General features: G+C 61.1%; 28 protein-coding genes. 19 read left to right on the top strand and 9 right to left on the bottom strand.

Features of this window, described 5'->3' with window-relative positions; genetic code table 11:
* Positions 1-27 precede the first annotated feature (27 nt).
* A complete protein-coding gene (locus QRN61_RS11615; protein ID WP_285373825.1) occupies positions 28-1,755 on the bottom strand; it encodes an amidohydrolase in 1,728 nt (575 codons plus the stop codon).
* A 106-nt stretch (positions 1,756-1,861) separates the two neighbouring features.
* Here QRN61_RS11615 and QRN61_RS11610 point away from each other — a divergent pair, with 106 nt between their 5' ends.
* Positions 1,862-2,821, top strand: coding sequence for a LysR family transcriptional regulator (locus QRN61_RS11610; RefSeq protein WP_115989560.1), 960 nt, complete (start codon positions 1,862-1,864; stop codon positions 2,819-2,821).
* Positions 2,784-3,554, top strand: coding sequence for an APH(3')-II family aminoglycoside O-phosphotransferase (locus QRN61_RS11605; RefSeq protein ID WP_027613036.1), 771 nt, complete (start codon positions 2,784-2,786; stop codon positions 3,552-3,554). The genes QRN61_RS11610 and QRN61_RS11605 overlap by 38 nt, the downstream gene beginning before the upstream one ends.
* An 8-nt stretch (positions 3,555-3,562) precedes the next feature.
* On the opposite strand, the gene QRN61_RS11600 is transcribed toward QRN61_RS11605, so the two are convergent.
* Positions 3,563-3,838, bottom strand: coding sequence for a DUF2798 domain-containing protein (locus QRN61_RS11600; protein WP_027613035.1), 276 nt, complete (start codon positions 3,836-3,838; stop codon positions 3,563-3,565).
* Between the two features lie 126 nt (positions 3,839-3,964).
* Between QRN61_RS11600 and QRN61_RS11595 the strand changes: the two genes are divergently transcribed.
* The gene (locus QRN61_RS11595) at positions 3,965-4,894 is read left to right on the top strand and encodes a LysR family transcriptional regulator (protein ID WP_103368586.1); all 930 of its coding nucleotides are present in this window, start codon (positions 3,965-3,967) and stop codon (positions 4,892-4,894) included.
* A 33-nt stretch (positions 4,895-4,927) separates the two neighbouring features.
* Here the strand turns inward: QRN61_RS11595 and QRN61_RS11590 are convergent, their stop codons facing one another.
* Positions 4,928-5,821, bottom strand: a complete 894-nt coding sequence (locus tag QRN61_RS11590) for a LysR substrate-binding domain-containing protein (protein WP_103368587.1) — start codon at positions 5,819-5,821, stop codon at positions 4,928-4,930.
* 176 nt (positions 5,822-5,997) lie between these two features.
* On the opposite strand from QRN61_RS11590, the gene QRN61_RS11585 reads away from it, so the two are divergent.
* The 5 genes from QRN61_RS11585 (at position 5,998) to QRN61_RS11565 (ending at position 9,479) form a co-directional block, all read left to right on the top strand.
* On the top strand, positions 5,998-6,618 hold the full coding sequence (locus tag QRN61_RS11585) for a LysE family translocator (RefSeq protein ID WP_285373824.1): 621 nt from the start codon (positions 5,998-6,000) through the stop codon (positions 6,616-6,618).
* A gap of 73 nt (positions 6,619-6,691) precedes the next feature.
* Positions 6,692-7,531 carry a glutathione-dependent disulfide-bond oxidoreductase gene (gene yghU, locus QRN61_RS11580; RefSeq protein ID WP_285373823.1) on the top strand — a complete coding sequence of 280 codons (840 nt, stop codon included), beginning with the start codon at positions 6,692-6,694 and terminating at the stop codon, positions 7,529-7,531.
* A 230-nt stretch (positions 7,532-7,761) separates the two neighbouring features.
* Positions 7,762-8,130: a hypothetical protein gene (locus QRN61_RS11575; RefSeq protein ID WP_285373822.1), complete on the top strand. Its 369-nt coding sequence runs from the start codon at positions 7,762-7,764 to the stop codon at positions 8,128-8,130.
* Between the two features lie 66 nt (positions 8,131-8,196).
* Positions 8,197-9,048: an AraC family transcriptional regulator gene (locus tag QRN61_RS11570; RefSeq protein WP_285373821.1), complete on the top strand. Its 852-nt coding sequence runs from the start codon at positions 8,197-8,199 to the stop codon at positions 9,046-9,048.
* A 44-nt stretch (positions 9,049-9,092) separates the two neighbouring features.
* Positions 9,093-9,479 (top strand): cupin domain-containing protein, encoded by a 387-nt coding sequence (locus tag QRN61_RS11565; RefSeq protein ID WP_166497375.1) that lies wholly within the window; start codon positions 9,093-9,095, stop codon positions 9,477-9,479.
* A 114-nt stretch (positions 9,480-9,593) separates the two neighbouring features.
* Here the strand turns inward: QRN61_RS11565 and QRN61_RS11560 are convergent, their stop codons facing one another.
* The gene (locus QRN61_RS11560) at positions 9,594-10,220 is read right to left on the bottom strand and encodes a TetR/AcrR family transcriptional regulator (protein WP_285373820.1); all 627 of its coding nucleotides are present in this window, start codon (positions 10,218-10,220) and stop codon (positions 9,594-9,596) included.
* A 105-nt stretch (positions 10,221-10,325) separates the two neighbouring features.
* On the opposite strand from QRN61_RS11560, the gene QRN61_RS11555 reads away from it, so the two are divergent.
* The 4 genes from QRN61_RS11555 to QRN61_RS11540 all read left to right on the top strand — a co-directional run bounded on the left by QRN61_RS11555 (position 10,326) and on the right by QRN61_RS11540 (position 14,272).
* Positions 10,326-11,426, top strand: a complete 1,101-nt coding sequence (locus QRN61_RS11555) for an alkene reductase (protein WP_285373819.1) — start codon at positions 10,326-10,328, stop codon at positions 11,424-11,426.
* Positions 11,427-11,465: 39 nt separating this feature from the next.
* Entirely contained in the window at positions 11,466-12,254 is a 789-nt protein-coding gene (locus QRN61_RS11550; protein ID WP_027613025.1) for an SDR family NAD(P)-dependent oxidoreductase, read from the top strand.
* An 82-nt stretch (positions 12,255-12,336) separates the two neighbouring features.
* Positions 12,337-13,206 carry an alpha/beta fold hydrolase gene (locus QRN61_RS11545; RefSeq protein WP_285373818.1) on the top strand — a complete coding sequence of 290 codons (870 nt, stop codon included), beginning with the start codon at positions 12,337-12,339 and terminating at the stop codon, positions 13,204-13,206.
* Positions 13,207-13,273: 67 nt separating this feature from the next.
* A complete protein-coding gene (locus QRN61_RS11540) occupies positions 13,274-14,272 on the top strand; it encodes an NADP-dependent oxidoreductase (protein ID WP_285373817.1) in 999 nt (332 codons plus the stop codon).
* Positions 14,273-14,286: 14 nt separating this feature from the next.
* On the opposite strand, the gene QRN61_RS11535 is transcribed toward QRN61_RS11540, so the two are convergent.
* On the bottom strand, positions 14,287-15,483 hold the full coding sequence (locus tag QRN61_RS11535) for an MFS transporter (protein ID WP_285373816.1): 1,197 nt from the start codon (positions 15,481-15,483) through the stop codon (positions 14,287-14,289).
* 243 nt (positions 15,484-15,726) lie between these two features.
* Between QRN61_RS11535 and QRN61_RS11530 the strand changes: the two genes are divergently transcribed.
* From QRN61_RS11530 to QRN61_RS11510, 5 genes are all read left to right on the top strand, one after another.
* On the top strand, positions 15,727-16,659 hold the full coding sequence (locus QRN61_RS11530) for an AraC family transcriptional regulator (RefSeq protein WP_285373815.1): 933 nt from the start codon (positions 15,727-15,729) through the stop codon (positions 16,657-16,659).
* Positions 16,660-16,748: 89 nt separating this feature from the next.
* Positions 16,749-17,204: a (2Fe-2S)-binding protein gene (locus tag QRN61_RS11525; protein WP_027613020.1), complete on the top strand. Its 456-nt coding sequence runs from the start codon at positions 16,749-16,751 to the stop codon at positions 17,202-17,204.
* Positions 17,204-19,456, top strand: a complete 2,253-nt coding sequence (locus tag QRN61_RS11520; protein WP_027613019.1) for a xanthine dehydrogenase family protein molybdopterin-binding subunit — start codon at positions 17,204-17,206, stop codon at positions 19,454-19,456. The genes QRN61_RS11525 and QRN61_RS11520 overlap by 1 nt, the downstream gene beginning before the upstream one ends.
* A gap of 17 nt (positions 19,457-19,473) precedes the next feature.
* Entirely contained in the window at positions 19,474-20,826 is a 1,353-nt protein-coding gene (locus tag QRN61_RS11515; protein ID WP_285373814.1) for a c-type cytochrome, read from the top strand.
* Positions 20,827-20,837: 11 nt separating this feature from the next.
* The gene (locus QRN61_RS11510; RefSeq protein WP_027613017.1) at positions 20,838-21,857 is read left to right on the top strand and encodes an XdhC family protein; all 1,020 of its coding nucleotides are present in this window, start codon (positions 20,838-20,840) and stop codon (positions 21,855-21,857) included.
* Between the two features lie 27 nt (positions 21,858-21,884).
* On the opposite strand, the gene QRN61_RS11505 is transcribed toward QRN61_RS11510, so the two are convergent.
* Positions 21,885-22,895: a zinc-dependent alcohol dehydrogenase family protein gene (locus QRN61_RS11505; RefSeq protein ID WP_150368841.1), complete on the bottom strand. Its 1,011-nt coding sequence runs from the start codon at positions 22,893-22,895 to the stop codon at positions 21,885-21,887.
* Between the two features lie 168 nt (positions 22,896-23,063).
* On the opposite strand from QRN61_RS11505, the gene QRN61_RS11500 reads away from it, so the two are divergent.
* Positions 23,064-23,960, top strand: coding sequence for a LysR family transcriptional regulator (locus QRN61_RS11500; protein ID WP_177408971.1), 897 nt, complete (start codon positions 23,064-23,066; stop codon positions 23,958-23,960).
* Between the two features lie 3 nt (positions 23,961-23,963).
* On the opposite strand, the gene QRN61_RS11495 is transcribed toward QRN61_RS11500, so the two are convergent.
* From QRN61_RS11495 to QRN61_RS11485, 3 genes are all read right to left on the bottom strand, one after another.
* Positions 23,964-24,911 carry a bifunctional helix-turn-helix transcriptional regulator/GNAT family N-acetyltransferase gene (locus tag QRN61_RS11495; protein ID WP_285373813.1) on the bottom strand — a complete coding sequence of 316 codons (948 nt, stop codon included), beginning with the start codon at positions 24,909-24,911 and terminating at the stop codon, positions 23,964-23,966.
* 217 nt (positions 24,912-25,128) lie between these two features.
* A complete protein-coding gene (locus QRN61_RS11490) occupies positions 25,129-25,470 on the bottom strand; it encodes a YajG family lipoprotein (RefSeq protein WP_285373812.1) in 342 nt (113 codons plus the stop codon).
* An 86-nt stretch (positions 25,471-25,556) separates the two neighbouring features.
* A complete protein-coding gene (locus QRN61_RS11485; RefSeq protein WP_285373811.1) occupies positions 25,557-26,201 on the bottom strand; it encodes an ATPase in 645 nt (214 codons plus the stop codon).
* A gap of 170 nt (positions 26,202-26,371) precedes the next feature.
* Here QRN61_RS11485 and QRN61_RS11480 point away from each other — a divergent pair, with 170 nt between their 5' ends.
* The gene (locus QRN61_RS11480) at positions 26,372-26,620 is read left to right on the top strand and encodes a hypothetical protein (protein ID WP_027613011.1); all 249 of its coding nucleotides are present in this window, start codon (positions 26,372-26,374) and stop codon (positions 26,618-26,620) included.
* The last annotated feature ends 45 nt before the right edge of the window (positions 26,621-26,665 follow it).

Genomic DNA, 26,665 nt, shown 5'->3' with positions numbered 1-26,665 from the left:
CCTTGGGTACGTTACAGAGAGATGCCGTCAAGGCTTGCGGCGGTAGATTTCGCGCCCGGCAAACCAGGTATTGAGCACTTGGGTGTCGCGCAGGGCCTGCGGCTCGACACTGAACACATTGCGGTCGAGGACGATCATGTCGGCCTGCTTGCCGGGTTTGAGCGAACCGATCCGGTCTTCCAGGCGCAGCACTTTGGCTGCGTTGAGGGTGTAGGCCTGGAACATCGTCTGGCGGTCGATGTCTTCAGCGGCGTTGAGCACGCCTTTCGGGCCTTTGCGGCTGACGGCCTGATAGATCGCCTTCCACGGTTCGGGGGTGGTGATCGGCCAGTCACTGGCACCGGCGATGGTCGCGCCATTCTTGAGCAGCGAGCGCGCGGGATAGGTGTACATGAAGGCCATCGCGCTGACGTAAGGCTTGACCAGATCCATGCTCGACTCGTCGGCAGCGGCCCAGAACATCTGCATCGAGGCGATCACATTCAACGCCTTGAAGCGGGCGAATTCCTTTGGGTTGACCATTTGCAGGTGGGTGATCGAATGGGCGATGCCGCTCTGCCGATCCTTGCGCGACTGCTCGATGCCGTTGAGCGATTCACGTACCGCACGGTCGCCGATGGCGTGGATGTGCACCAGCCAGCCACGGGCATCGGCGGCACTGACCAGCTCGCCGAAGTGCGCCGGGTCGATCAGCAGCTCACCGGTGTTTTTCGAGTTGCGGTAAGGCTCAAGCATCGCCGCGCTTTGCGCCGGCACTTCGGCCACACCATCGGCGAAGATCTTGATCCCCGGCAGAGTCAGGTTGCTGACCCCGAGAAACTGTTGGCGCACCTTGTCCAGCTCATCAAGGTCGGTCGGCCTAGCCTTGGAGTCCGCCATCAGCAGCGCCGCAACGTGAGCGGTGAGTTCGCCGTTTTCCGAGAGTTTTTTGTAGGTCGGCAGCACGCCGAGCGAGGTGTTGGTAACGTCACTGCCGGGGACCTCGTTGGCGAGCGGGTCCAGCCACCCGGTGATCCCCAGGCTCTTGTAGTAGTTCAGAGCCGCGCGCCCGCCCGCCAGCAACTCATCAGCCGTCGGCGGCGGCAGCAAGGCCTGCACCGGGTACAGACCGGCATCGACGAGGAAGCCATCCGGGCTGCCGTCGGGGTGGTGGCCGATGGTCGCCTGCTCTTCGCCTTTGAGTGCCTTGATCTTTTCAGCCGTCACGCCAGCGCGGTCGAGCATGGCCCGATTGGCCCAGCCGGTGTGCAGATCCCAGCCCAGCAGCAGGATCGGCTGGTTCGCCCATTCGCCCTGATTGAAGCGCTGTTCAAGGCCGGCAATGTCGCTCCAGTAAGTCGACGGCAATCCGCCGACACTGAGGAATTCTCCACGCTGCGCCTTGCCGTCCTGACGCCATTTCCGCAGGTGCTGTTCCAGTTGATCAAGCGGCAACAGTTGCCCGTCGAGGTTGGCCTGCAACATCTGCAGACCGCCCTTGATGGTGTGCGAATGCGAGTCGATGAAGCCGGGCATCAGCACCTTGCCGTGCAGGTCGATCACTTGCGTGGCCGCCGTCTTCAGACGCATCACCTGCGCATCCGTGCCCACGGCGAGGATCTTGCCGTGTTCCACCGCAACCGCTTGCTGCAAGGCTTGGCCGGGTTCGGCGGTGTAGACCCTGGCGTTGTGCAGGATCAGATCGGCGGACGCCAGACTTTCCAGTGAGGCACAGGCCAGTGCCGATGACACCATCAGCGTCAGTAGCTGCTTCATGAGGCTTCTCTTTATTTTTGTTAGGCTGCGAGCAAGCCTATCCAAGCCCTGGCGATAACTGAATGCCACCTCGCGCACAACTTCTGTGCCCAGCAGGAATAGATCAATGGACAAGATGAGTGCCCTGACCATGTTCGTCGCCACCGCCGAACACGGCAATTTCAGCCGCGCCGCCGATGTGCTCGGCAAGACGCCGTCAGCCCTGACCAAAGCCGTGGCGCAGCTGGAAGACGAGCTCGGCACGCGCCTGTTCGACCGCACGACCAGACGCATGGCGCTGACCGAGGCCGGACGGATTTATCTGGACGGTGCGCGGCAGGCGCTGATGCAATTGCAACTGGCCTGCGAAGGCGTCGAACAGCTCAAGCACGAATTGAGCGGCGGCTTGCGCATCACCGCCCCGCCCTCCTTCGCCCCGGCGTTTCTCAACGAAGTCTGCTGCCGTTTTCTCGACGCCCACCCGCAGGTGCATCTGGAAGTCGACTTGAGCGACAGCTATGACGATCCGGTGGATGGCGGTTACGATCTGGCGCTGCGTGATGGCCCGATCGACCTGCCGGGGGTGATCGCCCAACCTATCGTCGAGAATCAGGTGGTGTTGTGCGCCAGCCCGGCGTACCTGGCGCGCAAGGGCAAAGAGGTGTCACTGGACAACTATCAGCAGCACGAGTGGCTGATCTTCCGCCACCCGCTGCTCAACCGGCATTTCTGGTGGGTCAAGCAAGGGGACCGGCGGATTCGCCTGACCCAGCCGAACCCGCGAGTAGCCAGCGACAATTACGACTTCCTGCTGGCATGTCTGCTGAAGGGTCAGGGCCTGCAGTTTCTGCCGCAATGGAGCGCCGCAGCGTATCTGGCGCGCGGTGAACTGGTAGAAGTGATGCCCGAATACTGGCGTGAGCCAAGCGCGTTCGGCCCGTGGATCTACGTGCTGTACCTGGCGCACCGGCGCAGTACGCGCAAGGTCAAAGTGTTTATCGAATTCTTGAAGGCGCACTGGCGCCCACTGTCACAAGGGACGAATGAAAATGGATCTGCCACAGACATGGCGCCAACGCTTCGCTGATATCCGCTACGAACAACAAACCATCGGTGAATCCCGTGCCGACGTGTTCCGCCTCACGCCCGCTGGATCAGACCCGCTGTTCGTCAAATCGGAACCGCGGATTTCCTTTGCCGAATTGCCCGGCGAAGTGCAGCGCCTGCGCTGGCTGGCGGAGCAGGATCTGCCAGCGGCGCGCGTGCTCGACAGCGTCGAAGAAAGCGAGCGCTTCTGGTTGCTGATGACTGCCGTACCGGGGCGTGACCTCGCCAGCAGCGAGCATCTCGCACCGCAGCAAATTGTCTCGCTGGCGGCTAATGCCTTGCGCACCTTGCATGCGCTCGACATCAAAAACTGCCCATTCGATCATCGCCTCGATGCGAAAATCGCCTTGGCCCGCGAGCACCTGCTGGCTGGTTTGATCGATGAAGAAGATTTCGACGATTCGCGCCTCGGCCAAAGCGCCGAAGCGGTGTTCGAGCAGATGCTGGCCGCGCGCCCGCACAGCGAAGACCTGGTGGTGACCCATGGCGACGCATGCCTGCCCAACTTGCTCGCCGACAACGGTCGCTTCAGCGGTTTCGTCGACTGCGGGCGACTGGGGGTTGCCGATCGGTTTCAGGACTTGGCACTGGCAGCCCACAGCATCGCCTACAACCTGGGCGAGCAATGGCTGCCGGTATTTTTCGAGGCTTACGGAGTGCAACCGGATCAGCAAAAAATCGCCTTTTATCAGTTGCTCGACGAGTTTTTCTGAGGCGTATCTCAGCGATGCGGATGCACCGTCATCGCCACCAGTTTGATCACGATCGGCCGCACCACGAGGATGCAAAGGAAAGCCACCGGCATCGCCAGCTTGTAGGCGTGCAAGGCATTACTCAGGTAGTCGTTATCAATCCCGGAGTTGGCCGCAGTGATCACCAGCGACATCAGGAACGCCATGATCGTCGCCATGTACAACGCAAACACGTACGGCGTTGCACGCGGCGACAGCTTGCGCCGGTTGGGATACAAGGCATCGGTAGTGGTTCTTTGATTCATATGGCTTTTCCATCCATTGACAGGGAGCCGGCACCTTAGCAAAGCCCCCTGCCCTCAACTAGACGGCCCGCCACAGGTACTTTATAAAGCACAACTTACGAATCAAACCTACGCGGCGGGACACGGATGAATCTGTTGGCGGCGATTGCCAGTTTTATCAAAGTGGTCGAAGCAGGCTCCATCGTCGGCGCCGCCAAGACCCTGGGCGTCAGTGCGGCCGCGGTGAGCCAGACCCTCAGTCGCCTCGAAACGCACCTCGGCGTTCGCCTGCTGCAACGCACCACCCGCAGCATGGCCCTCACCGAAAATGGTGCGCTGTATTACGAAAAGGTCCGACGCATCGCGGCTGATCTGGAGTCGGCGCAAAGTGCGATCGTCGGCGATGAAAGCGAACTGCAAGGGCGTTTGAGCATCGCCTCCACCAGTGCATTCGGCCGCCACGTCCTGGCGCCGTTACTCGCCAGTTTCGCCGCGCTGCATCCACGCCTGCTGGTCGAGCTGTCGACCACCAACGGCAAAATCAACCACATCCAGGACGGCATCGACCTGAGCCTGCGGATCAAGCCGCAACTGGAAGACGGCATCGTCGCGCGCCGGATTGTTTCCCTGCCGTTCATCTTCTGCGCCGCTCCCGCCTACCTTGCGCGCGCCGGGGTGCCGCAATCACCGCAAGAGCTGCAACACCACGCCTGCCTCGCGTTTCGCTATCCACTGGATGGACGCTTTCTGCGCTGGGGCCTCATCCGCGACGGCCAACGCTACGACGCCCCGATCAACGCCACCGCCATCAGCGACGACATCGATGCCTTGGCGCAAATGGCAGTCAACGGCGCAGGTGTCACGCGCCTGGCCGAATTCGTCGCTGCGCCCTATCTCGAGAGCGGTCAACTGGTGCAACTGTTCGAAGATCTTCCGGGTGAAACCCACGGGCATGTCGAACCGATGGACATCTATGCATGCGTGCAGGAACGTGCAGCGATGACGCCGAAGGTCAGAGCCTTCATGGATTATTTGACGGAGCACCTGAACAGGCGCTGGCCGATGCAAGCCCGTTGATCATGCCTGGCTGATGAATGCAGCGCTCTGTCTTCAAGGCTGCAGATCACCCCCGAGCCATTGGCTGCACGCACTCATCTGCTGGCTAATCCACTCACGAAAAAGCATGGCATTGGCGCTCTGTTCGAAGGGTCGCGGTGACAGCAGGCAATAACTCGAACCGTCGCGAACGAAGCCGAACGGCGCGATCAACTGGCCGGATTTGAGTTCGTCCTGCACCATCAGAAACGACGCCATACCGACGCCCAGCCCGGCCAGCGCGGCCTGAATGCACAGGTAGAAATGCTCGTAATCGACCCGACTGCCCCCTGCCGCGCTGATCCGGGTCTGTCGCATCCAGTTGTCCCACGCCTGCGGGCGGGTCTTGCTGTGCAGCAGGCAGGCGCCGCGCAAATGATCGCCGTCAGGACGACTGGACAGCACGCAAACCGGACCGATCCACTCTTCACAAACAGTCACGGCGTGCACGGTCTCGTCCCAATGGAAATCGTCGCGGCGGATCGCCAGATCCACGCCTGAACGAGCGAAGTCGATCGGTCCGCCGGCCGTCAGCAATTGCACCTGCAACTGTGGGTGTGCGCTGTGGAAGTCAGGCAAGCGCGGGATCAACCACTTCATGGCGATGGTTGGCTCGCAGGACACCACCAGCACATCGTCGTGGACTTCACGCTGCAGGCGATAAACCGTGTTCTGCAATTGCTCGAACATCGGCGCGGTGACGTTGAACAGCAAGCGTCCCGCGTGATTGAGAAAAATCGCGCGGTTACGCCGCTCGAACAATTCGACCCCGATCGCCTCCTCCAGCAAGCGCACCTGACGGCTGACCGCGCCGTGGGTGACGTGCAGCAACTCAGCGGCCTTGACGAAACTCTGGGTCTGGGCGGCGGTGTTGAAGAAGCGAAAGGCAGCCAGCGGAGGCAGGTTCATATAGACGATGATTTCTCACAGATTTTCGCGACTATAAATCGTTTTTTTTGCCAAAGACACTTCTCCATCATGTCGCCGCTCAGGGCCTGTTAATTCCATCCACGCTGTTGGCGGCGATGCTGCAGGCTCTGTATCTGTGAATTCAAGTAGCGCAAATAACGCGATGGAGCGTAGGGATGAATGAATTGTTTCTGGTAATCGCCATCACTATTCTGGCGGTGATCAGCCCCGGCCCGGACTTTGCCATGGTCACTCGCAACAGTTATGCCTACGGGCGGCGCAGTGGTTTGCTGGCTGCGCTGGGCATCGCCTGTGGCGTGCAGGTTCATGTGTTCTACACGGTGTTCGGGGTGGCGCTGATCATCACTCAGTCACCCATGTTGTTCTGGATGATGAAGCTGCTGGGTGCCGGCTACCTGGTCTATCTGGGCATCAAGTCCTTTACCAATAAATCTGTTCTGACATTTGCCGAGGCGAGCGCTTCGGCACCCCGTGCCTGGAAGGTGTTCTGCTCAGGTTTTCTGACCAATGCACTGAATCCGAAAACCATGTTGTTCGTGGTAGCGGCGTACAGTCAGGTGGTGGAGCCAGGCAGTTCGCTGACGATGAACTTCGCCTATGGCCTGTTCATGTCGGTCATTCATTGGCTGTGGTTCAGCCTGGTCGCGCTGTTTTTCTCCACCGAACGGCTACGCCGGCGCCTGCTGGAAAAACAGCGGCTCCTCGACAAGGTCATCGGGATCGCGTTGATGGGTCTGGCGGCGTGTTTGATCATTCCGGGGGTTGCGCAGTCTTGAGCTAGAGCGTTTATGCTGTCTGGTCTGATACCCGTCAGGTCATTCTCGGCAAGTTCACCATGAGGCCCATTTCATGAGTAAAGCGCCCTACGTACCGCCCAAAGTCTGGAAACACGAAGCCCCGTCCGGCGGCCAGTTCGCCAGCATCAACCGCCCGATTGCCGGGCCGACGCATGAAAAGACCCTGCCCGCGGGCAAACACCCGCTGCAGTTGTATTCACTGGCGACGCCCAACGGCGTCAAGGTGACTATCCTGCTGGAAGAATTGCTCGCACTGGGGCACACCGAGGCCGAGTACGACGCGTGGCTGATCCGCATCAACGAGGGCGATCAGTTCTCCAGCGGTTTTGTCGAGATCAATCCGAACTCGAAGATTCCGGCGCTGCTCGACCGTAGCGCACAGCCGCCGATTCGGGTATTCGAATCCGGTTCGATCCTGCTGTATCTGGCAGAGAAATTCGGCGCCTTCCTGCCGAAAGATCCCGCCGGCCGCACGGAAACCCTGAACTGGCTGTTCTGGCAGATGGGCGCCGCACCTTATCTGGGCGGTGGCTTCGGGCACTTCTACGCGTATGCGCCGGAGAAGCTCGAATACCCGATCAACCGCTTCACCATGGAAGCCAAGCGTCAGCTCGATGTGCTTGACCGGCGCCTTGGCGAGAGCCGCTATCTGGCCGGCGACAGCTACACCATCGCCGACATCGCGGTCTGGCCGTGGTACGGCCAACTGGTGCGCAATAACGTGTATTCGGCGGCCGAATTCCTCGCAGCGCAGGAGTACACCCACGTACAACGCTGGGCAGAAGAAATCGCCGAGCGCCCGGCAGTCAAGCGTGGCCAGCGGGTCAATCGCACCTGGGGTGACGAGGCCAGTCAGGTTGCGGAGCGACATCAGGCCAGCGATCTGGACTGACGCCACATTCCCACAAAGATTTGCGCTGGACAGGGGCATCCCGGTTCACAGCAACCTTTGTGGGAGCGAGCTTGCTCGCGAAGGCGCCAAGTCAGTCAACACTGACATCACAGACCTACCGCTTTCGCGAGCAAGCTCGCTCCCACAGGGAATTCGGGTTGGACATGAGGATTTGTGAACCTCAGCAATTACATTGAGACCACACCACCACTGTCGCCAAAGGATCTGCAATGCCCCCTGGAAAACGTGAACTGGCGCGGATCGAGCGGCGCTTGATTGCCACGCTCACCGACGCGTGTGAAACCGCAAAAGCTGAAATCAACGGCTTCACCTGGCTGACCCACACCGCTGACCTGAACGCGTTGGCGGCGACCCTGAACGTCATTTGGGTGTTCGACACCGAAGCCGACAAAAACCTCGCCCTGACTGACGCCAAGGCACGCCTCTTCGAACTGACGGCCACTGCGCTGAGGGAAGCCGATATCGACCTGTCCCCTTCAGAGCGCAACGTGCGTTTCGACTCCGAGGAGGCGTGCCAGCGTACTCACGGTGGCAACTGGCGTGAGCGTCTGGCGCAAAAAACGCGCGGGCAACGGTGACACCCTGCTTTCGATCAGGTTGGCTATCATCGCTCGCAGCAGGCTTCTCTCAGAGACAGTGAAACCATGGAACAGTCCAGACCAGATCCAGATTCCGATTGGGTAGTGCGCAGCACTCAACCGGGGCGGATAGAACGTATCGAAGCCCGGTTTGGCGGCCATGGCTACCACCCACATCGGCACGATACTTACTCGATCGGTCGCACCCTCTCTGGCGTGCAAAGCTTTCACTACAAGGGCAGCCTGCGCCACGGCTTACCGGGAAACACCTTGCTCCTGCATCCTGATGAACTGCACGATGGCATGGCCGGGACCGAAGCGGGGTTTCGCTATCGAATGGCCTATATCGATCCGGCTTTGATTCAGCAGGTGTTGAAGGGTGAACCGCTACCCTTCATCGCCGGCGGTCTGTCCAACGACCCACGCCTGTATCGCGCCAGCGAAGCGTTCGTGCAGGCGATGGATTACTCACTTGATCCGCTGGAAGAACAGGACGCCCTGTTTGATCTGGCAATGGCCCTGCGCGCCGTGGCCGGCAAACCTCGCGGGCGCAAACTGCTCGATTACCCGGCAGCCGAGCGCGCAAGGGAATTCATCATGGCTCACCTGCACCAGAGCATTACGCTGGAAATGCTGGAGCACGCCAGTGGCCGTGAAAGATGGAGCCTCTCTCGGGACTTCAGAGTGCTGTTTGGCACCAGCCCCTATCGCTTCGTGACCCTGCGTCGCCTGGATATATTGCGCACGCTGCTGCTTGACCGATTCTCGCTGGTGGATGCCGCACTGGCTGCGGGTTTTCACGACCAAAGTCATATGACCCGGCACTTCACCCGCACTTATGGGGTATCTCCGTCGCGTTGGCTGGAACGCGTCCTGGGGCAAAGGCAACTTGCAGGATCGTACAAGCATCGCCAATAGCGCCTTCGCTAGGCTGACGACTCCTGTCTGATAGAGGATTTGTCATGCCACATACCAACAAAGTACCAGCACTGCACGCCATCAACATGGCGCAGAAATCCGCGCTGATTGATCAGCAGTGGAGCCCCCGTGTGGTCGCCGAAATGAATGACTACCAGTTCAAAGTGGTTCGCATCGAAGGTGAATTCATCTGGCACTCCCACCCGGAAACCGATGAGGCCTTTATTGTGATTGATGGCACGCTGCGGATCGACCTGCCCCATGGCAGCGTATACGTCGAACCAGGTGAGCTGTATGTCGTGCCGCGCGGGATCGAACATCGGACGGCAGCGGAGGGAGAAGCGCGCCTGATGATGATCGAGCCTCGGGGTGTGCGTAACACCGGGCACGAAGGTGGCGAGCGCACGGCTGACAACGACGTCTGGATCTGAGCAGGAGGCGCCGTCAATCTGCGATTTGACGGCGCCTTTTTTGAGTGGCGGGCCGTTGGTTGGCCGCTGATTGTACGGGCGTTTTTGTACTGGGTTTACTGAGCGAGCGCCGCCTCAGACCGCCTCTTCGTCAGCCGGCAACGAAGCCAGCATCTCCGCGCGGCACACCTCAAGAATCTCGTCGGCCAGCGCGGAATCATCCGGACAGGCGCGCGACAGCACAATCGCGCCGACAGCCCGCGACAACAGGTCGATCATTTTCTTCCTCCCCTCGCCCGCCACGGCGTCCGGCCCGGTTGGATATTTGTCTCCCAGGGTCTGCAGGGTGCGCTCGATCCCTTCGGCAAACGTCTTTTTCACCTCATCCGATTGACGCGCCGCGTCGCCACACAGCGCGGCCATGGTGCAACCGCTGCCACGTCCGTCGCGATGTTCTCTCGTCACATAGACATCGATGAAGCCTGGCACGTCGAGCGCTTCAGCACCTGCCAGCGACTTGGCAAGACTGCAGGACGCGGCTTCAGCCATCAGGTCGGCCTTGGAGCCGAAATGCTTGTAAAAACCACCGTGGGTGAAACCGGCAGCCGCCATGAGATCCGCCACACCGACGCCGTCAAAGCCACGCTCACGGAACAGTTCGGAAGCGGTCTCGACGATATGTTCTCGATTGGCCTGCGCCTGGGCCTTGGTCACTCGCACGTGCAGTACCTCGTGTTCATTGGGAATGCTTGCGCCAATCATACATAGATGCTGGTCATAATCAAAACCGTTGACAGTTTAGATTTCGATCATCATCCTAATTGCACGCACACCGATCTCTACCAACGGGCACGGAAGAAATACCAGATGAGTAACCAGACTCTGTTCACCCCTTACACACTTGGCGACCTGACGCTGTCGAACCGCGTGGTCCTCGCACCGCTGACTCGCAACCGTGCAGGCGCAGGCTTTGTACCCAGCGAGTTCGCGGCCACCTATTACAGCCAACGCGCCAGCGCAGGCTTGCTGATCAGTGAAGCCACGCAGATTTCCCGACAAGGTCAGGGCTATCAGGACACGCCGGGGATCTACACGCCGGCACAGATCGACGGCTGGCGCCAGGTGACCGATGCAGTCCATGCCAAGGGCGGAAAAATCTTCCTGCAACTGTGGCATGTCGGCCGCGTGTCGCACGTTGATCTGCAAGAAAACGGCGCCGCCCCCGTGGCCCCTTCTGCGCTACGCGCCGCCACCAAAGTCTTCGTCAACAATCGCTTTGAAGATGTCTCGGCGCCGCGCGCGCTGGAGACCAGTGAACTGCCGGGGATCGTCTCGGATTTTCGCCAGGCTGCGGCAAACGCGATTACCGCCGGGTTCGATGGCGTGGAAATTCATGGCGCGAACGGCTATTTGCTCGATCAATTCCTCAGGGACAGCGCCAATCTGCGAACCGACGCCTATGGCGGCTCGATTGAAAACCGGGCGCGTCTGTTGCTTGAAGTGACGGCGGCCGTCGTTGATGAAATCGGCGCCAATCGCACCGGTGTGCGCCTGTCTCCGGTGTCGCCGGCCAACGGCGTCTCCAGCAGCGATCCGCAGGCGCAATTCGATTACGTCGCCGAGCAACTCGATGCCCTCGGCGTGGTTTATCTGCATGTGGTCGAAGGCGCGACCGGTGGCCCGCGCGACGTGGCGCCCTTCGATTTCGGCGCACTGCGCCAGCGCTTCAAAAACACCTACATCGCCAACAACGGCTATGACCTGGACCTGGCGACTTCGCAGCTCGCCAAAGACCACGCCGACCTGATCGCCTTCGGTCGCCCGTTCATTGGCAATCCGGATCTGGTGGAGCGCCTCAAGCAGGGCGCGCCGTTGTCCGCGTTCGATCCCGCCACCCTCTATGGCGGCGGTGCGGCAGGCTACATCGACTACCCGACGCTGGCTGAATCGAGCGTCAGCGCCAGCTGAGCGCGTTCCGTTTCTCACACCCTGAAAGAGAGATCCCCCATGAGCACCCGCCCTACTGTTCTGATCACTGGCGCCTCCACCGGCATTGGCGCGGTCTACGCCGAGCGCTTCGCGCAACGCGGCCACGATCTGGTATTGGTCGCCCGCGACCAGGCACGCCTGGACGCACTTGCAGCCCGCTTGCGCAGCGAACACGATGTCACCGTCGATGTGATCCCGGCGGACCTGACCCAACTCGCTGATCTGAGCACCGTTGAAAACCGCCTGCGCGAGGACGCCCGTATCGGCATCCTCGTCAATAACGCCGGCGCCGCCCTCTCCGGTAACTTCATCGACCAAAGCACCGACAGCGTTGCGCAACTGGTCGCCCTCAACACCACCGCACTGGTGCGCCTGGCCAGCGCCATCGCTCCACGTCTGGTCAAGGCTGGTGACGGCGCGATCATCAACGTCGGTTCGGTGGTGGGCCTGGCACCGGAGTTCGGCATGACCGTCTACGGCGCGACCAAGGCCTTCGTCCTGTTCCTGTCCCAGGGACTGAGCCTGGAACTGTCACCTCAGGGCGTCTACGTGCAAGCCGTACTCCCCGCCGCCACCCGTACGGAGATCTGGGATCGCTCCGGCATCGACATCAACACCTTGAGCGACATCATGGAAGTAGGTGATCTGGTGGACGCCGCTCTGGTCGGTTTCGATCGCCGCGAACCGGTGACCATCCCGCCACTGCACGAAGCGCAACGCTGGGATGATCTGCAAGGCGCACGTCAGGGCCTGATCGGGCAAATCCGTCAGTCTGCGGTTGCCCAGCGCTACCTGGACCCACAGTGATTGTCTGGTAGCGAGCACGCGCGGCGGATTCGATGCAGGCGCAAGTCACTGCATCGAATCCGGCCTGCGATCCGGAGCAGAAATGAATCAAATCCTGGCAAATAACCACACTGGCGCGTCGACGCCATTCAGCAACGCGGCGAACCAGTCGATCACGGTCAACGGCGTTCGCTTCGCTTACCGCGACATCGGCCCTGCTATCGGCGTGCCTCTGGTGCTGTTCAACCATTGGGGCGCCGTGCTGGACAACTTCGATCCCGCGATCATTGATGGCCTGGCACGAACCCGACGGGTCATTACCACTGACTATCGCGGTATTGGCGGCTCTGGTGGAACCGCGCCACTGACTGTCGGTGAAATGGCTGACGATGCCATTCAGTTGATCCGGGCGCTGGGCTTGGAAACCGTTGATGTACTGGGATTCTCGCTCGGCGGCTTCGTTGCTCAGGACATCGCCCTGAAGGCGCCTGATCGGGTGCGTCGCTTGATTCTGACCGGTACCGGTCCGGCCGGTGGCGACGGCATCGACAGAGTCGGTGCGGTCACCTGGCCATTGATCCTCAAAGGCTTGCTGACCTTGCGCGATCCCAAGGTCTACCTGTTCTTCACCTCGACAGCCAATGGCCGTCGATCTGCGTCGCAGTATCTGCAACGCCTGAAAGCACGCAAAAACAATCGCGACAAAGGCTCGACACCAAGCGCTTTTCTGCGCCAGTTGAAAGCGATCACCGCGTGGGGCCAACAGCCGCCGCAAGACCTCGGACGCTTGCGCATACCCACGCTTATCGTTAACGGCGACAGCGACATCATGGTGCCCAGCGTCAACTCGATGGCGCTGGCCAAGCGCATTCCCAACGCACAACTGGTGATTTATGAGGATGCCGGGCACGGCGGAATTTTCCAGCACTGCGTTGATTTTGTCGCCAAGGCGCAGGCATTCCTCGACGCCTGACGACACGGCGCAGCAACACCGCAACGCGCCAGCTACCCTCCTTACAACCGCCAAGAGCCGCACTACGATGAAAGCATTTCTGATTGATCGCTATGGAAAGAACACCGGGCGCATTGGCGAAGCGTCTGCCCCTGTGGTGGGTGCCCGTGATGTCTTGATCGAGGTACACGCCAGCAGCGTCAATGTGCTGGATTCGAAGATCAGCAGTGGCGAGTTCAAGCTGATTCTGCCCTATGCATTACCGCTCATACTGGGCAATGATCTGGCGGGTGTCGTGGTTGAGGTTGGCTCACAGGTGATGCGGTTCAAACCGGGAGACGAGGTTTACGCTCGCCCGCCGGAAACGCGGATCGGAACGTTCGCCGAATGGATCGCCGTGGACGAAAACGCGGTCGCACGAAAACCTGCCAATACCAGCATGGCACAAGCCGCGTCCCTGCCCTTGGTCGCGTTGACGGCGTGGCAAGTACTGGTCGAAACCGCACAACTGAAAAAGGGTCAGAAAGTACTGATTCACGCGGGATCCGGTGGGGTTGGCAGCATTGCCATCCAGTTGGCCAGACACCTCGGCGCCTTCGTCGCCACGACCACCAGCACCGCGAATGTCGAATGGGTCAAGGCACTGGGGGCCGATCTGGTCATCGACTACAAACAGCAAGACTTCGAAAGCGTCCTGCACGACTACGACGTGGTGTTGAACAGCCTTGGCCCGGACGTTTTGCAAAAATCACTCAAGGTCCTGAAGCCCGGCGGCCAGCTCATTTCCATCTCGGGCCCGCCCACTGCACAGTTCGCCCAAGAACAAGGCTTGTCCTGGCCATTGCAACAGGTCATGCGCCTGTTGAGCTTCGGTATCCGGCGCAAGGCGCGCAAGCAGGCGGTCAACTACACGTTCGTCTTCATGCGGGCCAATGGTGCACAACTGCAAAAAATTGCCACGCTGGTCGAGGAGGCAATCATCCGACCGGTGATTGACCGCAGCTTCTCGTTTGCCTCGACGGCAGAGGCGTTGAAGTACGTCGAGCAGGGGCGCGCCAAGGGCAAGGTCGTCGTTACGCTCAAATGACAACGTGTCCCTCGTCAGCCGGCCGCGTTCGACTCGACCAGATGAACTTCAGTCGCACTGCGACCGGCGCACCAAGCGAGCACCGACGCAATCACCAACACCGCCGCGCTCAGTTCGAAGGTGGCTTTATAACCGCTCAGATCAAACGCCAGTCCACCGACGATGGCCCCTGCGGCGATGGCCAGTTGCACGATGGCCACGAGCAAGCCTCCGCCGGCTTCGGCATCCTCCGGGAGTGTCTGCGCCAGCCAGGTCCACCAGCCAACGGGAGCCGCCGTGGCGACCAGCCCCCAGAGTCCGAGCAGCACCGCAGTCAGCAGCGGCGATGCGCCGAAGTTGACCAGCGCCAGCGCAATGACCGCCATTATCAGCGGGATAACTGTCAGCGTTCGGTACAGGCCAGTGCCGAGGAATCTTTCGATCACAAAGGTCCCGATAAAACCGGCAAGCCCCAGCCCCAGCAGCATCAAGGACAGGGTTGCAACGCTGACCCCGGTGACCCCCTCCAGAAAGGGCCGCAGGTAGGTGAACAGCATGAATTGCCCCATGAAAAAGACGCTGACAGCGACCATCCCCAAGGCGACCGGCCATTGCTTCATCAGCCGCAGGGCGTTGCCGCTACCGGCCTGACGCTCGAGCTTGAAGGACGGCAGACTGATCAGCAGCCACACGGCCGCCAGCGCAGCGACCGGAACCACACAGAAGAACGCGCCGCGCCAGCCTATCAACGCGCCGAGGAAACTCCCCGCCGGAGCGGCAATTACCGTCGCCAGCGCGTTTCCGCCGTTGACGATCGCCAGTGCCCGGGACACTTGGTCAGGCTGCACCAGACTCATCGCGGTTGCCGCCGACAACGACCAGAAACCGCCAATGGCGATACCGATCAGGGCCCGCCCGAACATGAACGACGGATAGCCCGGCGCGAATGCGACCACCGTCCCCGAGACGATCATCAGCAAGGTCAGACCCAACAGCAGCTTCTTGCGCTCGACACGAGCAGCGACCGCTGCAATCACCAGGCTGGTCATCAGGGCGAATGCACCGGACACGGAAATCCCCTGCCCGGCCTGACCTTCGCTGATGTGCAGTTCGGCGGCAATCGGCGTCAGCAGGCTGACCGGCATGAATTCTGAAGCGACTAAAGCGAAAGCGGCCAGCGACATGGCCAGCACCGCGCTCCAGCCGCGTTGTTCTGTAGAAAGAGAAGTCATTGAAACTACCTGTATTGCGAGAGGCGTCCGGGCGATTGCCCGGACGCACTGTTTTTCACAGTGCCAGGATCGCATCGTCGAATCGCGTCAATCCCGTAATGGTTTGACACATTCTCCCGGTCGATTGGCCTCTGCCCTAGTGCATTCCTCTTGAATGCTTGCCTGATCCTCTGAGGTTGCAGGGTGGTGTATAGGAAACGCCTGTGCAGCGGATTAGAGTTCGTTCAACAGGAGTTGCCCGACATGATCCCTACCCCGCTGCGCCACCAATCACCTTTGGCGTTGAACATTGACTCGCGCGTGAGCGTGCCGGGTGACTTCGCCACGTCGATAGCCGGCCTGTCGCTGTTTCGTCGCGATCAGCCGGCGCCACCAACCGTGTGCATGATCGAGCCGAGCCTGATTCTGGTGGGCCGCGGGGAAAAGCGCTTGTGGGTCGGCGGTGAGGGTTACAGCTACGACCCTTCGCGGTTTCTGGTCACCTCGCTGGATCTGCCCGCCAATTCCGAAGTGATGCTTGCCAGCCCCGAGCAACCCTGCGTCGGGCTGGTGCTGAAACTGGATGTCGGCATGCTTGCCGAGATCCTCAGCAAAGGTGGCTTGCCTGCGAAACGGCAGCCGTCGACGAACACCGGCGCTGGCATTGGCAACATGTCTTCCGCTCTGGAAGGCGCGCTCGAACGCCTGCTGGCATTGCTCGACGAGCCTGAGGCGATCCCGGTGTTGGCGCCGCTGGTGCTGCGGGAAATCCACTATCGGCTGCTCCATACCGATCAAGGCGCGCGGCTGCGGCAGATCACGGCCGTCGATGGCCAGGGTTATCGCATTGCCAAAGCCATCGACTGGCTCAAGGTCAACTACACCGAGGCGCTGCGCATCGATGAACTGGCGGCGCGGGTGCAGATGAGCGCACCGACTTTTCACCACCACTTCCGCCAGCTCACCGGTATGAGCCCGCTGCAGTACCAGAAATGGCTGCGATTGAACGAGGCGCGCCGGCTGATGTTGATGGAGCGTCTGGACGTTTCGCGAGCGGCGTTTGCGGTCGGTTATGAAAGTCCCTCGCAGTTCAGCCGCGAATACGCACGCCTGTACGGCACCGCACCCAGTCGGGACATCGCGCTGCTGCGTGGCGACCCCTTCGCCGCAGAAGCACTGGGCAATACGGCCAGTTGAGCAAAAGAACACGCTTTACCGGTGAGGCGCCACGCAGCGTTTCACCGCTTATAAAAATGCACGTCAACCGATGATCGAGCGGGTGAACCATGGAACTACGAATCAACCAGAAAACCTATCAGGTCGATGCCGACGCCGATACGCCCCTGCTGTGGGTGATCCGCGATGATCTGGGCATGACCGGCACCAAGTACGGCTGTGGACTGGCGCAGTGCGGCGCCTGTTCCGTGCTGGTGGACGGCAACGTGGTGCGCTCGTGCGTCACGCCGGTGGCCGGTGTGGTCGGCCGCGAGGTCACCACCATTGAGGCGATCGAGGCCGATGACGTGGGCAAACGCGTGGTCTCGACCTGGGTTGATCTGCAGGTCGCCCAATGTGGCTACTGCCAGTCCGGGCAGGTGATGGCCGCCACGGCACTGCTCAAGCAGAACCCCAAACCAAGTGATGCGCAGATCGAGGCGGCGATGGTCAACCTGTGCCGCTGCGGCACGTACAACGCCATTCATGCCGCCGTGCATGAACTGGCCGGCAAGGGAGACGCCTGATGAACGTGCGTATCGATCCTGCTCAGGAAGCATCAGCACTGGCTCTGCACGAACCAATCAACGTGTCGCGCAGACGTTTCCTGGCCGGCACCGCTGTCGGCGCACTGGTGCTCGGTTTCGGCCTGCCGCTGGGCACGACTCGGGTGCAAGCCGCAGTGGCGGCCGCGACTGCCGAGCGCGGCACGCAGGTGCCGGCGTTTCTGGAAATTCGCCCGGACAACCGCGTGCGCCTGCTCTGCCCGTTCATGGAAGGCGGACAAGGTACGTTCACCGCGATGGCGCAGATCGTCGGTGAAGAACTGGATGCCGACCCGTCGACATTCCTGGTCGAAGCCGCGCCGCCCGGCGAAGCCTATGTGGTGATGGAAAACGGTATGCGCATCACCGGCGGCAGCATGTCGGTGCGCATGAGTTACCCGGTGATGCGCCGCCTCGGCGCCCTCGCCCGCGCCATGCTGCTGCAGGCCGGTGCGCAGAAACTTGGGGTGCCGGTGAGCGAACTGAGTACCGAACCCGGCAAAGTCGTGCACGCCAAGTCGGGCCGCTCGCTGGCCTACGGCGAACTGGCCGAACATGCCATGGATCTGCCGGTTCCCGATCCGGCCTCGGTGCAACTGCGTGATCCGAGCCAGTTCCGCTGGATCGGCAAACCGGTGAAGCGCGTCGATGCCTACGACAAGTCCACGGGCAAAGCGCTGTACAGCATCGACCTGAAGGTCGACGACATGCTCCACGCCGCCGTTCAGCATGCCCCGCGTTTGGGCATGACCGTGGGCAACCTGCGCAACGAAGAGCAGGTCAAAGCAATGAAAGGCGTGCATTCCGTGCATCGTCTGCCGGGTGCCGTGGCCGTGGTCGCCGAACGCTGGTGGCACGCCAAACGTGCAGTGGAAGCGATTCAGGTCGACTGGCAGGAACCCACGGCCGACAGCAAGGTACGGCCGATGCCCGCCGACTTTTCCAGCGATGCCTGGCTCAAGCGCCTGGCTGAAGACAAAGGCCCGGCCAAGGATGATGAAAATGAGGGCGACGTGGCTGCAGCTCTGGCGAACGCCAAAACGCGGATCGACGCCACCTACCACAACCAGTACCTGAACCACGGTCAGTTGGAGCCGCCGTCGGCGCTGGCCCGCTTCAATCCCGACGGTTCGCTGGAAGTCTGGCTGCCGAATCAGGCGCCGGACATGTTTCGTGCCGACATCGCCAAACGCACCGGGCTGGATCCGTCGCGCATCACCTTGCATTCGCCATTGCTCGGGGGCTTCTTCGGTCGGCACTTCCTCTACGATGCCGCCAGTCCCTACCCGCAGGCAATTGAGTTATCGAAAGCGGTTGGTCGCCCGGTCAAACTGATCTGGAGCCGCGAGGAAGAGTTCCTGCGCGATGTGCTGCGTCCCGTGGCCGCCGTGAATTTCCGCGCCGCGCTGGACAACGACGGCTGGCCGCTGGCAATCGAAGCAATCAGCGCCACCGAAGGCCCGACCGAGGCGCTGGCCGGCAAACAGGGTGAAAAACTCGACCCGACGGCGCTTGAAGGCTTGTCGGGCAAGTCCTATGCGATCCCCAACAAGCGCATCGCGCAGATCTACGCCAAAGGCCCGGCGATGCTGGGTTACTGGCGTTCGGTGGGCAATTCGCTCAACGACTTCTTCTACGAATCGTTCCTTGACGAACTGGCCGACAAGGGTGGCAAGGACCCGTTCGAATTGCGCCTGCATCTGCTGCGCGACAACCCGCGACTGACCACGCTGCTGCAAGCAGTGGGCGAGCTGTCGGGTGGCTGGAAGCGTGGGCCGTTCACCGCGGCGGACGGCAGCAAACGTGCGCGAGGCGTGGCGATGGCGTCGCCGTTCGGTACCCAGACCGCCGTGATCGCCGAGGTCTCCATCGAGAACGGTCAGGTCAAGGTGCACGACATCTGGCAGGCGATCGACCCCGGCAGCATCGTCAATCCGGCGATTGTCGAAGCACAGGTCAATGGCGCGGTGGCGCTGGGCCTGTCGCAGACCCTGGTGGAGGAAGCCGTGTGGATTGATGGCAAACCGCGCGCGCGCAACTACGACCTGTATCCGATCCTGCCGCCTGCGCGGATGGCCCGGGTCCACGTGCGTGTTGTCGAGAGCGGGGAAAAAATGGGCGGCATCGGCGAACCACCGTTGCCCGCTGTCGCGCCCGCCGTCGCCAATGCGGTGGCAACGCTGACCGGGCAACGGGTGCGCAGCCTGCCCATGAGCCGACACACCTTCACTTGATCAGCGCCGGAGCGTCCATGAATAACCGCCGATTCGCAAGAACCGCTGGCTGGCTGGCAGTGCCGTGCCTGGTCGCGGCAGGCCTGCTGGCCTGGTATGTCACTCGTGAGCCTGTCTCGCGCCTTGAAAACAACCAAACCGCCGTGGCCGATATCGACCCGGCGCTGGTCGCTCGTGGCGAATACGTCGCCCGACTCAGCGATTGCGTGGCATGCCACAGCGTGCCGGGCGGTGCGCCGTTCGCTGGCGGCCTGGAAATGGCCACGCCACTTGGCGCGATCCACGCGACCAACATCACCCCGGAGCCGGAAACCGGCATCGGTCGCTACAGCCTGGCGGACTTCGACCGTGCGGTACGCCACGGCGTGGCACCCGACAGCCGTCGTCTGTACCCGGCGATGCCCTACCCGTCCTACGCCAAGCTCAGTGACGACGATGTGCGAGCGCTGTACGCGTTTTTCATGAAAGGCGTGGCACCGGTCAAGCAGGCGAATATCCCGAGTGCGATTCCTTTTCCGTTGAACCTGCGCTGGCCGATTGCGTTGTGGAACGGTGTGTTTGCCGATACCGAACCTTACGTGGCCAAACCGTCGCAGGATGCCGTGTGGAATCGCGGCGCTTATCTCGTGCAAGGCGCCGGGCACTGCGGCAGTTGCCATACGCCGCGCGGTCTGGCGTTCAACGAGAAGGCTCTGGATGAATCCGCCACGCCGTACCTCGCCGGCGCCTTGCTCGATGGCTGGTACGCGCCAAGTCTGCGTGACGACCACAACACCGGTCTGGGCCGCTGGAGCGAACCGGAGATCGTGCAGTTCCTCAAGACCGGGCGTAACAAACATGCAGTGGTTTATGGCTCAATGACCGAGGCGTTCAACAACTCCACGCAGTTCATGAGCGATGACGATCTGAGCGCAATTGCCCGTTATCTCAAGTCATTGCCCGGGGACCGTCAGCGCGACGGCCAGCCATGGCAGTACCAAACGGTTTCGGCGACGGAACGTCTGGACGCGCCCGGTGCCCATACCTACGTCACGCGCTGTGCTTCGTGCCACGGTTTGGACGGCAAGGGCCAGTCGGAATGGATGCCGCCGCTGGCCGGCGCCACCTCGGCACTGGCCAAGGAAAGCGCCTCGGCGATCAACATCACCCTCAACGGTTCGCAACGGGTGGTGGCCGCCGGAGTACCGGACGCCTATCGCATGCCGGCATTCCGTGAACAGTTATCGGATCAAGAGATCGCCGAAGTGCTGAGCTTCATGCGCAGCACCTGGGGCAATCAGGGTGGTGCCGTTGAAGCGCAGGCGGTCAACAAACTGCGTGGACGCACGGATCCGGCCAGCAGCAGCCCGATCATCCTGCAAATGCGTTAGAGGAACGTTTGATGGAAAGCATCGACTTGCTGGTCCTGCGCACCGCGCGGGACTGGCTCGCCGCCGGCGAGCAAGTGTTGCTCGCCACGGTGGCGCGCACATGGGGCTCTTCGCCGCGCCCGACAGGGTCGATGATGGCCTTGCGTAACGACGGTCGCGTGGTGGGCAGCGTGTCCGGCGGCTGCATCGAGGACGACCTGATCCAGCGCTACACCACCGCGCATGGCGGCAGCGGCCTCAAGGACAGTGCGCCCGAGGTGGTGCGCTACGGCGTCAGTGCCGACGAAGCGCATCGTTTCGGTTTGCCCTGTGGCGGCACGCTTGAGCTGATTCTGGAGTTCAACCCGTCCTGGCAGGTGCTCGACGAACTGCTGGTGCAACTGGATGCCGGGCAACTGGTGCGCCGCTGCCTGGCACTGGATAGCGGTCGCGTCACGCTGGAAACCACGGCAACTCCTGAGCAATTCAGTTTCGACGGTCACCGGATGCTCAATACCCTCGGGCCGGGGTATCGGCTGCTGATGATCGGTGCCGGCGCGCTGGCCGAGTATCTGGCGACCATGGCGCTGTTCAACGGCTTCAAGGTCGCGGTGTGCGACCCGCGTGCCGAATACATCGAAACCTGGGCGGTGAACGGTGTGGAGCGGATCATCGGCATGCCGGATGACGTGGTGCGCGACTTCGCGGTTGATCTGCGCACCTGCATCGTCGCCTTGAGCCATGATCCGCGACTCGACGATCTGGCACTGCTCGAGGCCCTCCACAGCCCGGCGTTTTACATCGGCGCCATCGGCTCGCGGCGCAATAGCCAACTGCGCCGCGAACGTCTGATCGAGCATTTTGGTGAGACCCAGGCATCACTCGAGCGGCTGCACGGGCCAATCGGCATCTACATTGGCAGCAAGACACCGGCGGAGATCGCGGTCAGCGTGATGGCCGAGATCCTGGCCGCGAAGAATGGCGCCAGCCTGCCGAAGGCGTTTTCGATCGCCAGAGCCAAGGCGCAACAGGGTCTGGCGCAATCGCATTGAGCCCCGTTGCCTGGCCCTGTGCCTATATCAGGCGACTTTGATCACCACTTTGCCAAACGCGCCCTTCGCCAGATGCTCGTACGCCTCGCGCGCTTTCTCGAACGGATACACCTGATCGATCACCGGGCGAATCTTGTGCTGGTTGAGGAAGACGTTCATTCGGTCGAAGGATGAGCGCGGTGCCACGGCGATACCGCGAATGGTGGTCTGGCGGAAAATCAGCGGCATCAGATTGAGTGCAACGGTCTGCCCGGTCAAAAAGCCGATCTGGGCAATGCGCCCGGAAGCCTTGGTCGCTGCAACCGACTGATTGATGCCGTTGCCACCGGCCACGTCGAGCAGCAGATCCACGCCTTTGCCGTCAGTCAGCCGCAACACTTCATCGGCCCAGTTCGGTGTCGTTCTGTAGTTCACGCCCGCGACCGCTCCCAGTTCCTTCACGGCTTGCAGATTGTGCTCGCTACTCGATGTGGCGATCACTTTGGCGCCCAGCGCCGTGGCGATCTGCACGGCAAAAATCGACACCCCGCCCGTGCCTTGAACCAGCACGGTCTGACCGGGCTGGATCTGTCCAAAGTCGACCAGTGAGTACCACGCCGTGAGCGCAGCAATCGGCAACGTCGCCGCCTCTTCGTCGCTCATGTTGTCCGGCGCGGCAACGGCGCTGTCTTCGTGGATGATCATGTATTCGGCCAGTCCGCCGGGCAGCGGCGAACCAAAGCAGTAGTCCGGTTCATTCGGCCCCGGCTCGCCATCCAGCCAGCGGGAATACAGATGCGAGTTGACCCGATCGCCGACCTTGAAGCGGCTGACGCCGTCACCCACCGCGACCACGGTGCCCGCTGCGTCGCTCACCGGAATCAACGGTTTGGGCACCATGTGCGGCTCGTAGATGCCGTCAACGATCGCCTTGTCGCGAAAATTGAGGGACACGGCGCCGACCTTTACCAGCAATTCGCCGGACTGTGGCTGCGGGGTCGCTGTCTCTTCCAGGTGCAGATTGTCGAGGCCGAACTCTTTCAGTAACCAGGCTTTCATTGCGAATCTCCAAAAACGGATCAATGGCTGCAAACCACCAAGGGTTTGCCTGGGCACATCTTTCGCTGTTGGGCTCGCGCAATAAATACGCAAAAAGGCACATGATTATTCTATCCTCAAGCAACAATTGAATTCCGTCAGGTCCCGATCATGGAATTGCTGCAATCGATGCGACTGTTCGCTCGGCTTGCCGAGCTCGGCAGCTTCACTAAAGCCGCCGAATCGCTGGACATCGGGCGCCCCCAGGTCACCCGTTACATCCAGGAGCTGGAAACATCCCTGGGTGTGCGTCTGTTTCAGCGCACCACCAGAAAAGTCGCGCTCACCACCGAAGGCCAACTGTTCTATGAGCGAGTGCAGGAAATTCTCGCGGATATCTCGGCCGCCACTTCGATGTTCGACCGCAGCGGAGCAACGCTCGAAGGCCGGCTTCGGGTCGATATCCCGACCGCGTTCGCGCAACTGGACTTCATCAAAAACCTGAAAACCTTCACCAGCGCCTTCCCCGGGATCGACATGGTGCTGGGCGTGACTGATCGGGCGGTCGACCTGATCGGTGAAGGCATCGACTGCGCGTTACGAATTGGCGAGTTACCGGACTCGACCTTGATCGCTCGCCCGATCGCCATGGCGACCATGGTCACGTGCGCAGCCCCCGAGTATCTGCAGGAACACGGCGAACCGCGGACACTCGACGATCTGAATGCCCATCGCGGGGTGAATTTTCTTTCCGGCCAAAACAACAGGACATTGCCCTGGCACTTCTCGGTCAAAGGCAAAGACCGCGCGTTCATCAGCAACGCCGGCATCACCGTCACCGAGTCGAATGCTTACGTGCAGTGCGGCGTAGCGGGCTTTGGAATCATTCAGGCGCCAGGCATCACCGTGGCCGAATATCTGGCCAGCGGCACCCTGGTGGAAATCCTCAGCGCCTATCGGCCCACCCCGCGCCCGGTATCACTGCTGTACCCCAGCCGCACGCACCTGGCTGCGCAGGTACAAGTATTTGTCGAATGGCTGCAGCAGCACTTTGTGCAGATCTATCCTGACTGGCTGGAACAGTAGCGATCACGTCCGGTGGCGGGTGAACTGCTGTTCCGTCACCACGCTACCCCACTGACTGCCCTGCTCTTCCATGGTCAATTCGAACCCGGCCGCTTCGTACAGTCGGCGCGCGGCGTCGAGGCCCTTGAAGGTCCAGAGCTGGATCGCATCAAAACCCTGCTGATCGCAAAACTCCACTGCCGCGCTCAGCAGTTGCCGGCCCACGCCACTGCCGCGGCAGCCGTCGTCGAGGATGAACCAGCGCAAATGCGCCTGATTGTTGCCCAGATCCTGGCCGTCGATTGCGATCGAGCCGACGATGCGCTCATCAAGCGTGGCTACCCAGATCTGGTTGCAGGGCTGATCGAGGCGCCCGACAAACTCCGCCGTTTCACGGGCGACGCGGCTTTCAAAGATCGCGCCGAAACCGGAATGCCGCGAATAATAATCCGCATGCATTTGCGCCACGCGGCCGATCAGCCCGGGGCGATAGCCGGCGCTGATGTGCAGGTTCGGCGTAAGTGGCCGGTCGGCGCCCAGACGGATGGTCTTGAGCGCATGCGCGTAGGTTGACAGGCCCTGCGCCACGCTCTGTTGTTGCGACGGATTGAGCGTGTCCAGTGCCTTGCTGACCTGGGCCTGGCCATAGGCATGAATGTCGGCGACGGTCTGCCGGCCCTGCGGCGTCAAGTGCAGATGCTTGACCCGCGCGTCCTCGGCGGCACGCTCCTCGATCTCCCCGGCCTTGATCAGTTTGCCGACCATGCGGCTGACACTGGATTTTTCCAGGCCAAGGCTTTGCGCCAGTTGCGCAGCGCTGACGCCGTCCCCGGCCTCGATTTCCAGCAATGCGTGCACGCCGGAGGCTGAATAATCGGTCGCCGCCAAGGTGGCGCGCAGGAAACCGAACTCACGCACCATCGTGCGCGACGCTGTACGGATTTCTTCGATCAAGGCTGAAGGGATACTCATGACACATCACCGCTGAAATTTAGTTGTACCATACAACCATATTTCAATATGACGGCGCAAGAAGCCGACGACTCCGGGCGAGCGGTCGATTGTCGGCGTCGTCACAGCAGCAAACGTCAGACAAAAAAAGCCCCGCAACCGAATGAGGTGCGGGGCAAAGTATTGGCTGGTTGCGGCCAACCAAAGGAGCTCGGTCAGAACGGTTTGCGCAGCCGGGTCAGATGCAATCCTGGGCAGCGCGTTCAAAACTGGAAGGCAGGAAATTCGAGGCCAGCAAGTGACGCTCGTAGATGAACACCTTGCCGCCGTTGCCGGCCTTGTAGGCTTCCAGCACGTTGTCTGCCGACACCTTGCTCGGCACCACGATGCGGTAGCTGCGCTGGGTCTGCGAGACGGTCGGGTTCAGCGCACTGCCCTGCAGCTTCGGCACTACGCAATCGGCGTATTGCGCCGGAGTCTTGTTGGTCTGCAAGGTCAGCGTCGGGTCGTTCGGTGCGGAGGCGCAACCGGCGAGCAGCAAGGAAGCAACGGCCAGGGTCGGGGCAAAAAAAGTACGCATCGGTGTAATCCTGAAAATAAAAGTCCGGTTCATCCGGCAGCGGTTCAGCGTCACGGCGCCGCCGCTGCCCTTTTGGTTTTGAGTGTTCAGCTGGAAGCCACCAGCGCCTTGAGCGAGGCGTCGAACTGCTTCAAGGCATTGAGTTGCAGGTCACGTTGTTGCTCGATCTGCGCGGCAATCTCGTGTGCTGCTTTGTCGTGTACCCAGACCGACGGAATCTGTTTCTCCACCGAGCCTTCGGCCTTGCCGATGTACTGCAGGTCGGCATCGTAGAAACGCGCGATGAAATGCGCCTCGTACAGGCTGTTCTGCTGAGTCAGCAGGCGATTGAAGGTGTCGAGTTTCACCACAATGTCCGGATGCGCCAGAATCAGTGCATCGAGGTTGTCGTAAACAGTCACCGACATGAACTGGCGCTGCAACGAGCTGAGCAACCAGTCGATCGCCAGTTCCGGGTCGGAGCTGCTGACAAAGGCGGCGCGGATTCGCGAATCCAGTGCATCCTTGGCACCGTGCAGCGCCATGTCGTGGTAACGCGTCAGGTATTGCAGGTTTTCCCGGGTGTTTTCGCTGTACAACACACCCACGGTCTGTGAATGCTGCAAAGTCGCGCTGCTGCCGGCGATTGGCTGAAGATGACACGCACAGGCGTCGTCGGCGTAAGACGGTGCCGTGGCTACCATGCCGCTCATAAGCAGAGCGGTCAGCGCCAGTCGGGTCAGGGTCTTCATCGCGCAATTTCCTTGAGCTGCGTTTTCAATGAAGGCAATTTTCCGCCTATTGAATGCAAAGCTGAACTTGCGTTTCGTGATGGTCACTATTACTTCTAGCGATAGTTGCGCACGATAAAGACGGGTACACACTCATCCCCAATGACTAAAACAACAGTGAGGAAGCCGATTTGAGAACCTTTGACCTGATCCGCGACGCGGTTTTGCCCGATTTTCGCGAGCGGGTGGCGGAATACCTGGTGCAGTACGAAAACGTGTTGCTGGACAAGGACATCACCGATGCGCAGCTCAAGCGCGATACCGCCAATCAGTTGCGTGGCTATTTGCGTGGGTTGAACACCACGCGGGTGCTGGGCATGGCTTATTGGGAAGAACTGGATCGACGGGTCGTCGACACTTGGCTCACGCCTCACGAATGAGCGTGGACGCCGGTCGGTGATGATCGTATGCGGCGCCTGCCAAAA

The organism is Pseudomonas sp. lyk4-TYG-107 (genome assembly GCF_030209055.1).
Classification (GTDB): Bacteria; Pseudomonadota; Gammaproteobacteria; order Pseudomonadales; family Pseudomonadaceae; genus Aquipseudomonas; species Aquipseudomonas putida_A.
The sequence above is the reverse complement of the archived record's forward strand: the minus strand, read 5'-3'. Positions and strand labels throughout refer to the sequence as shown.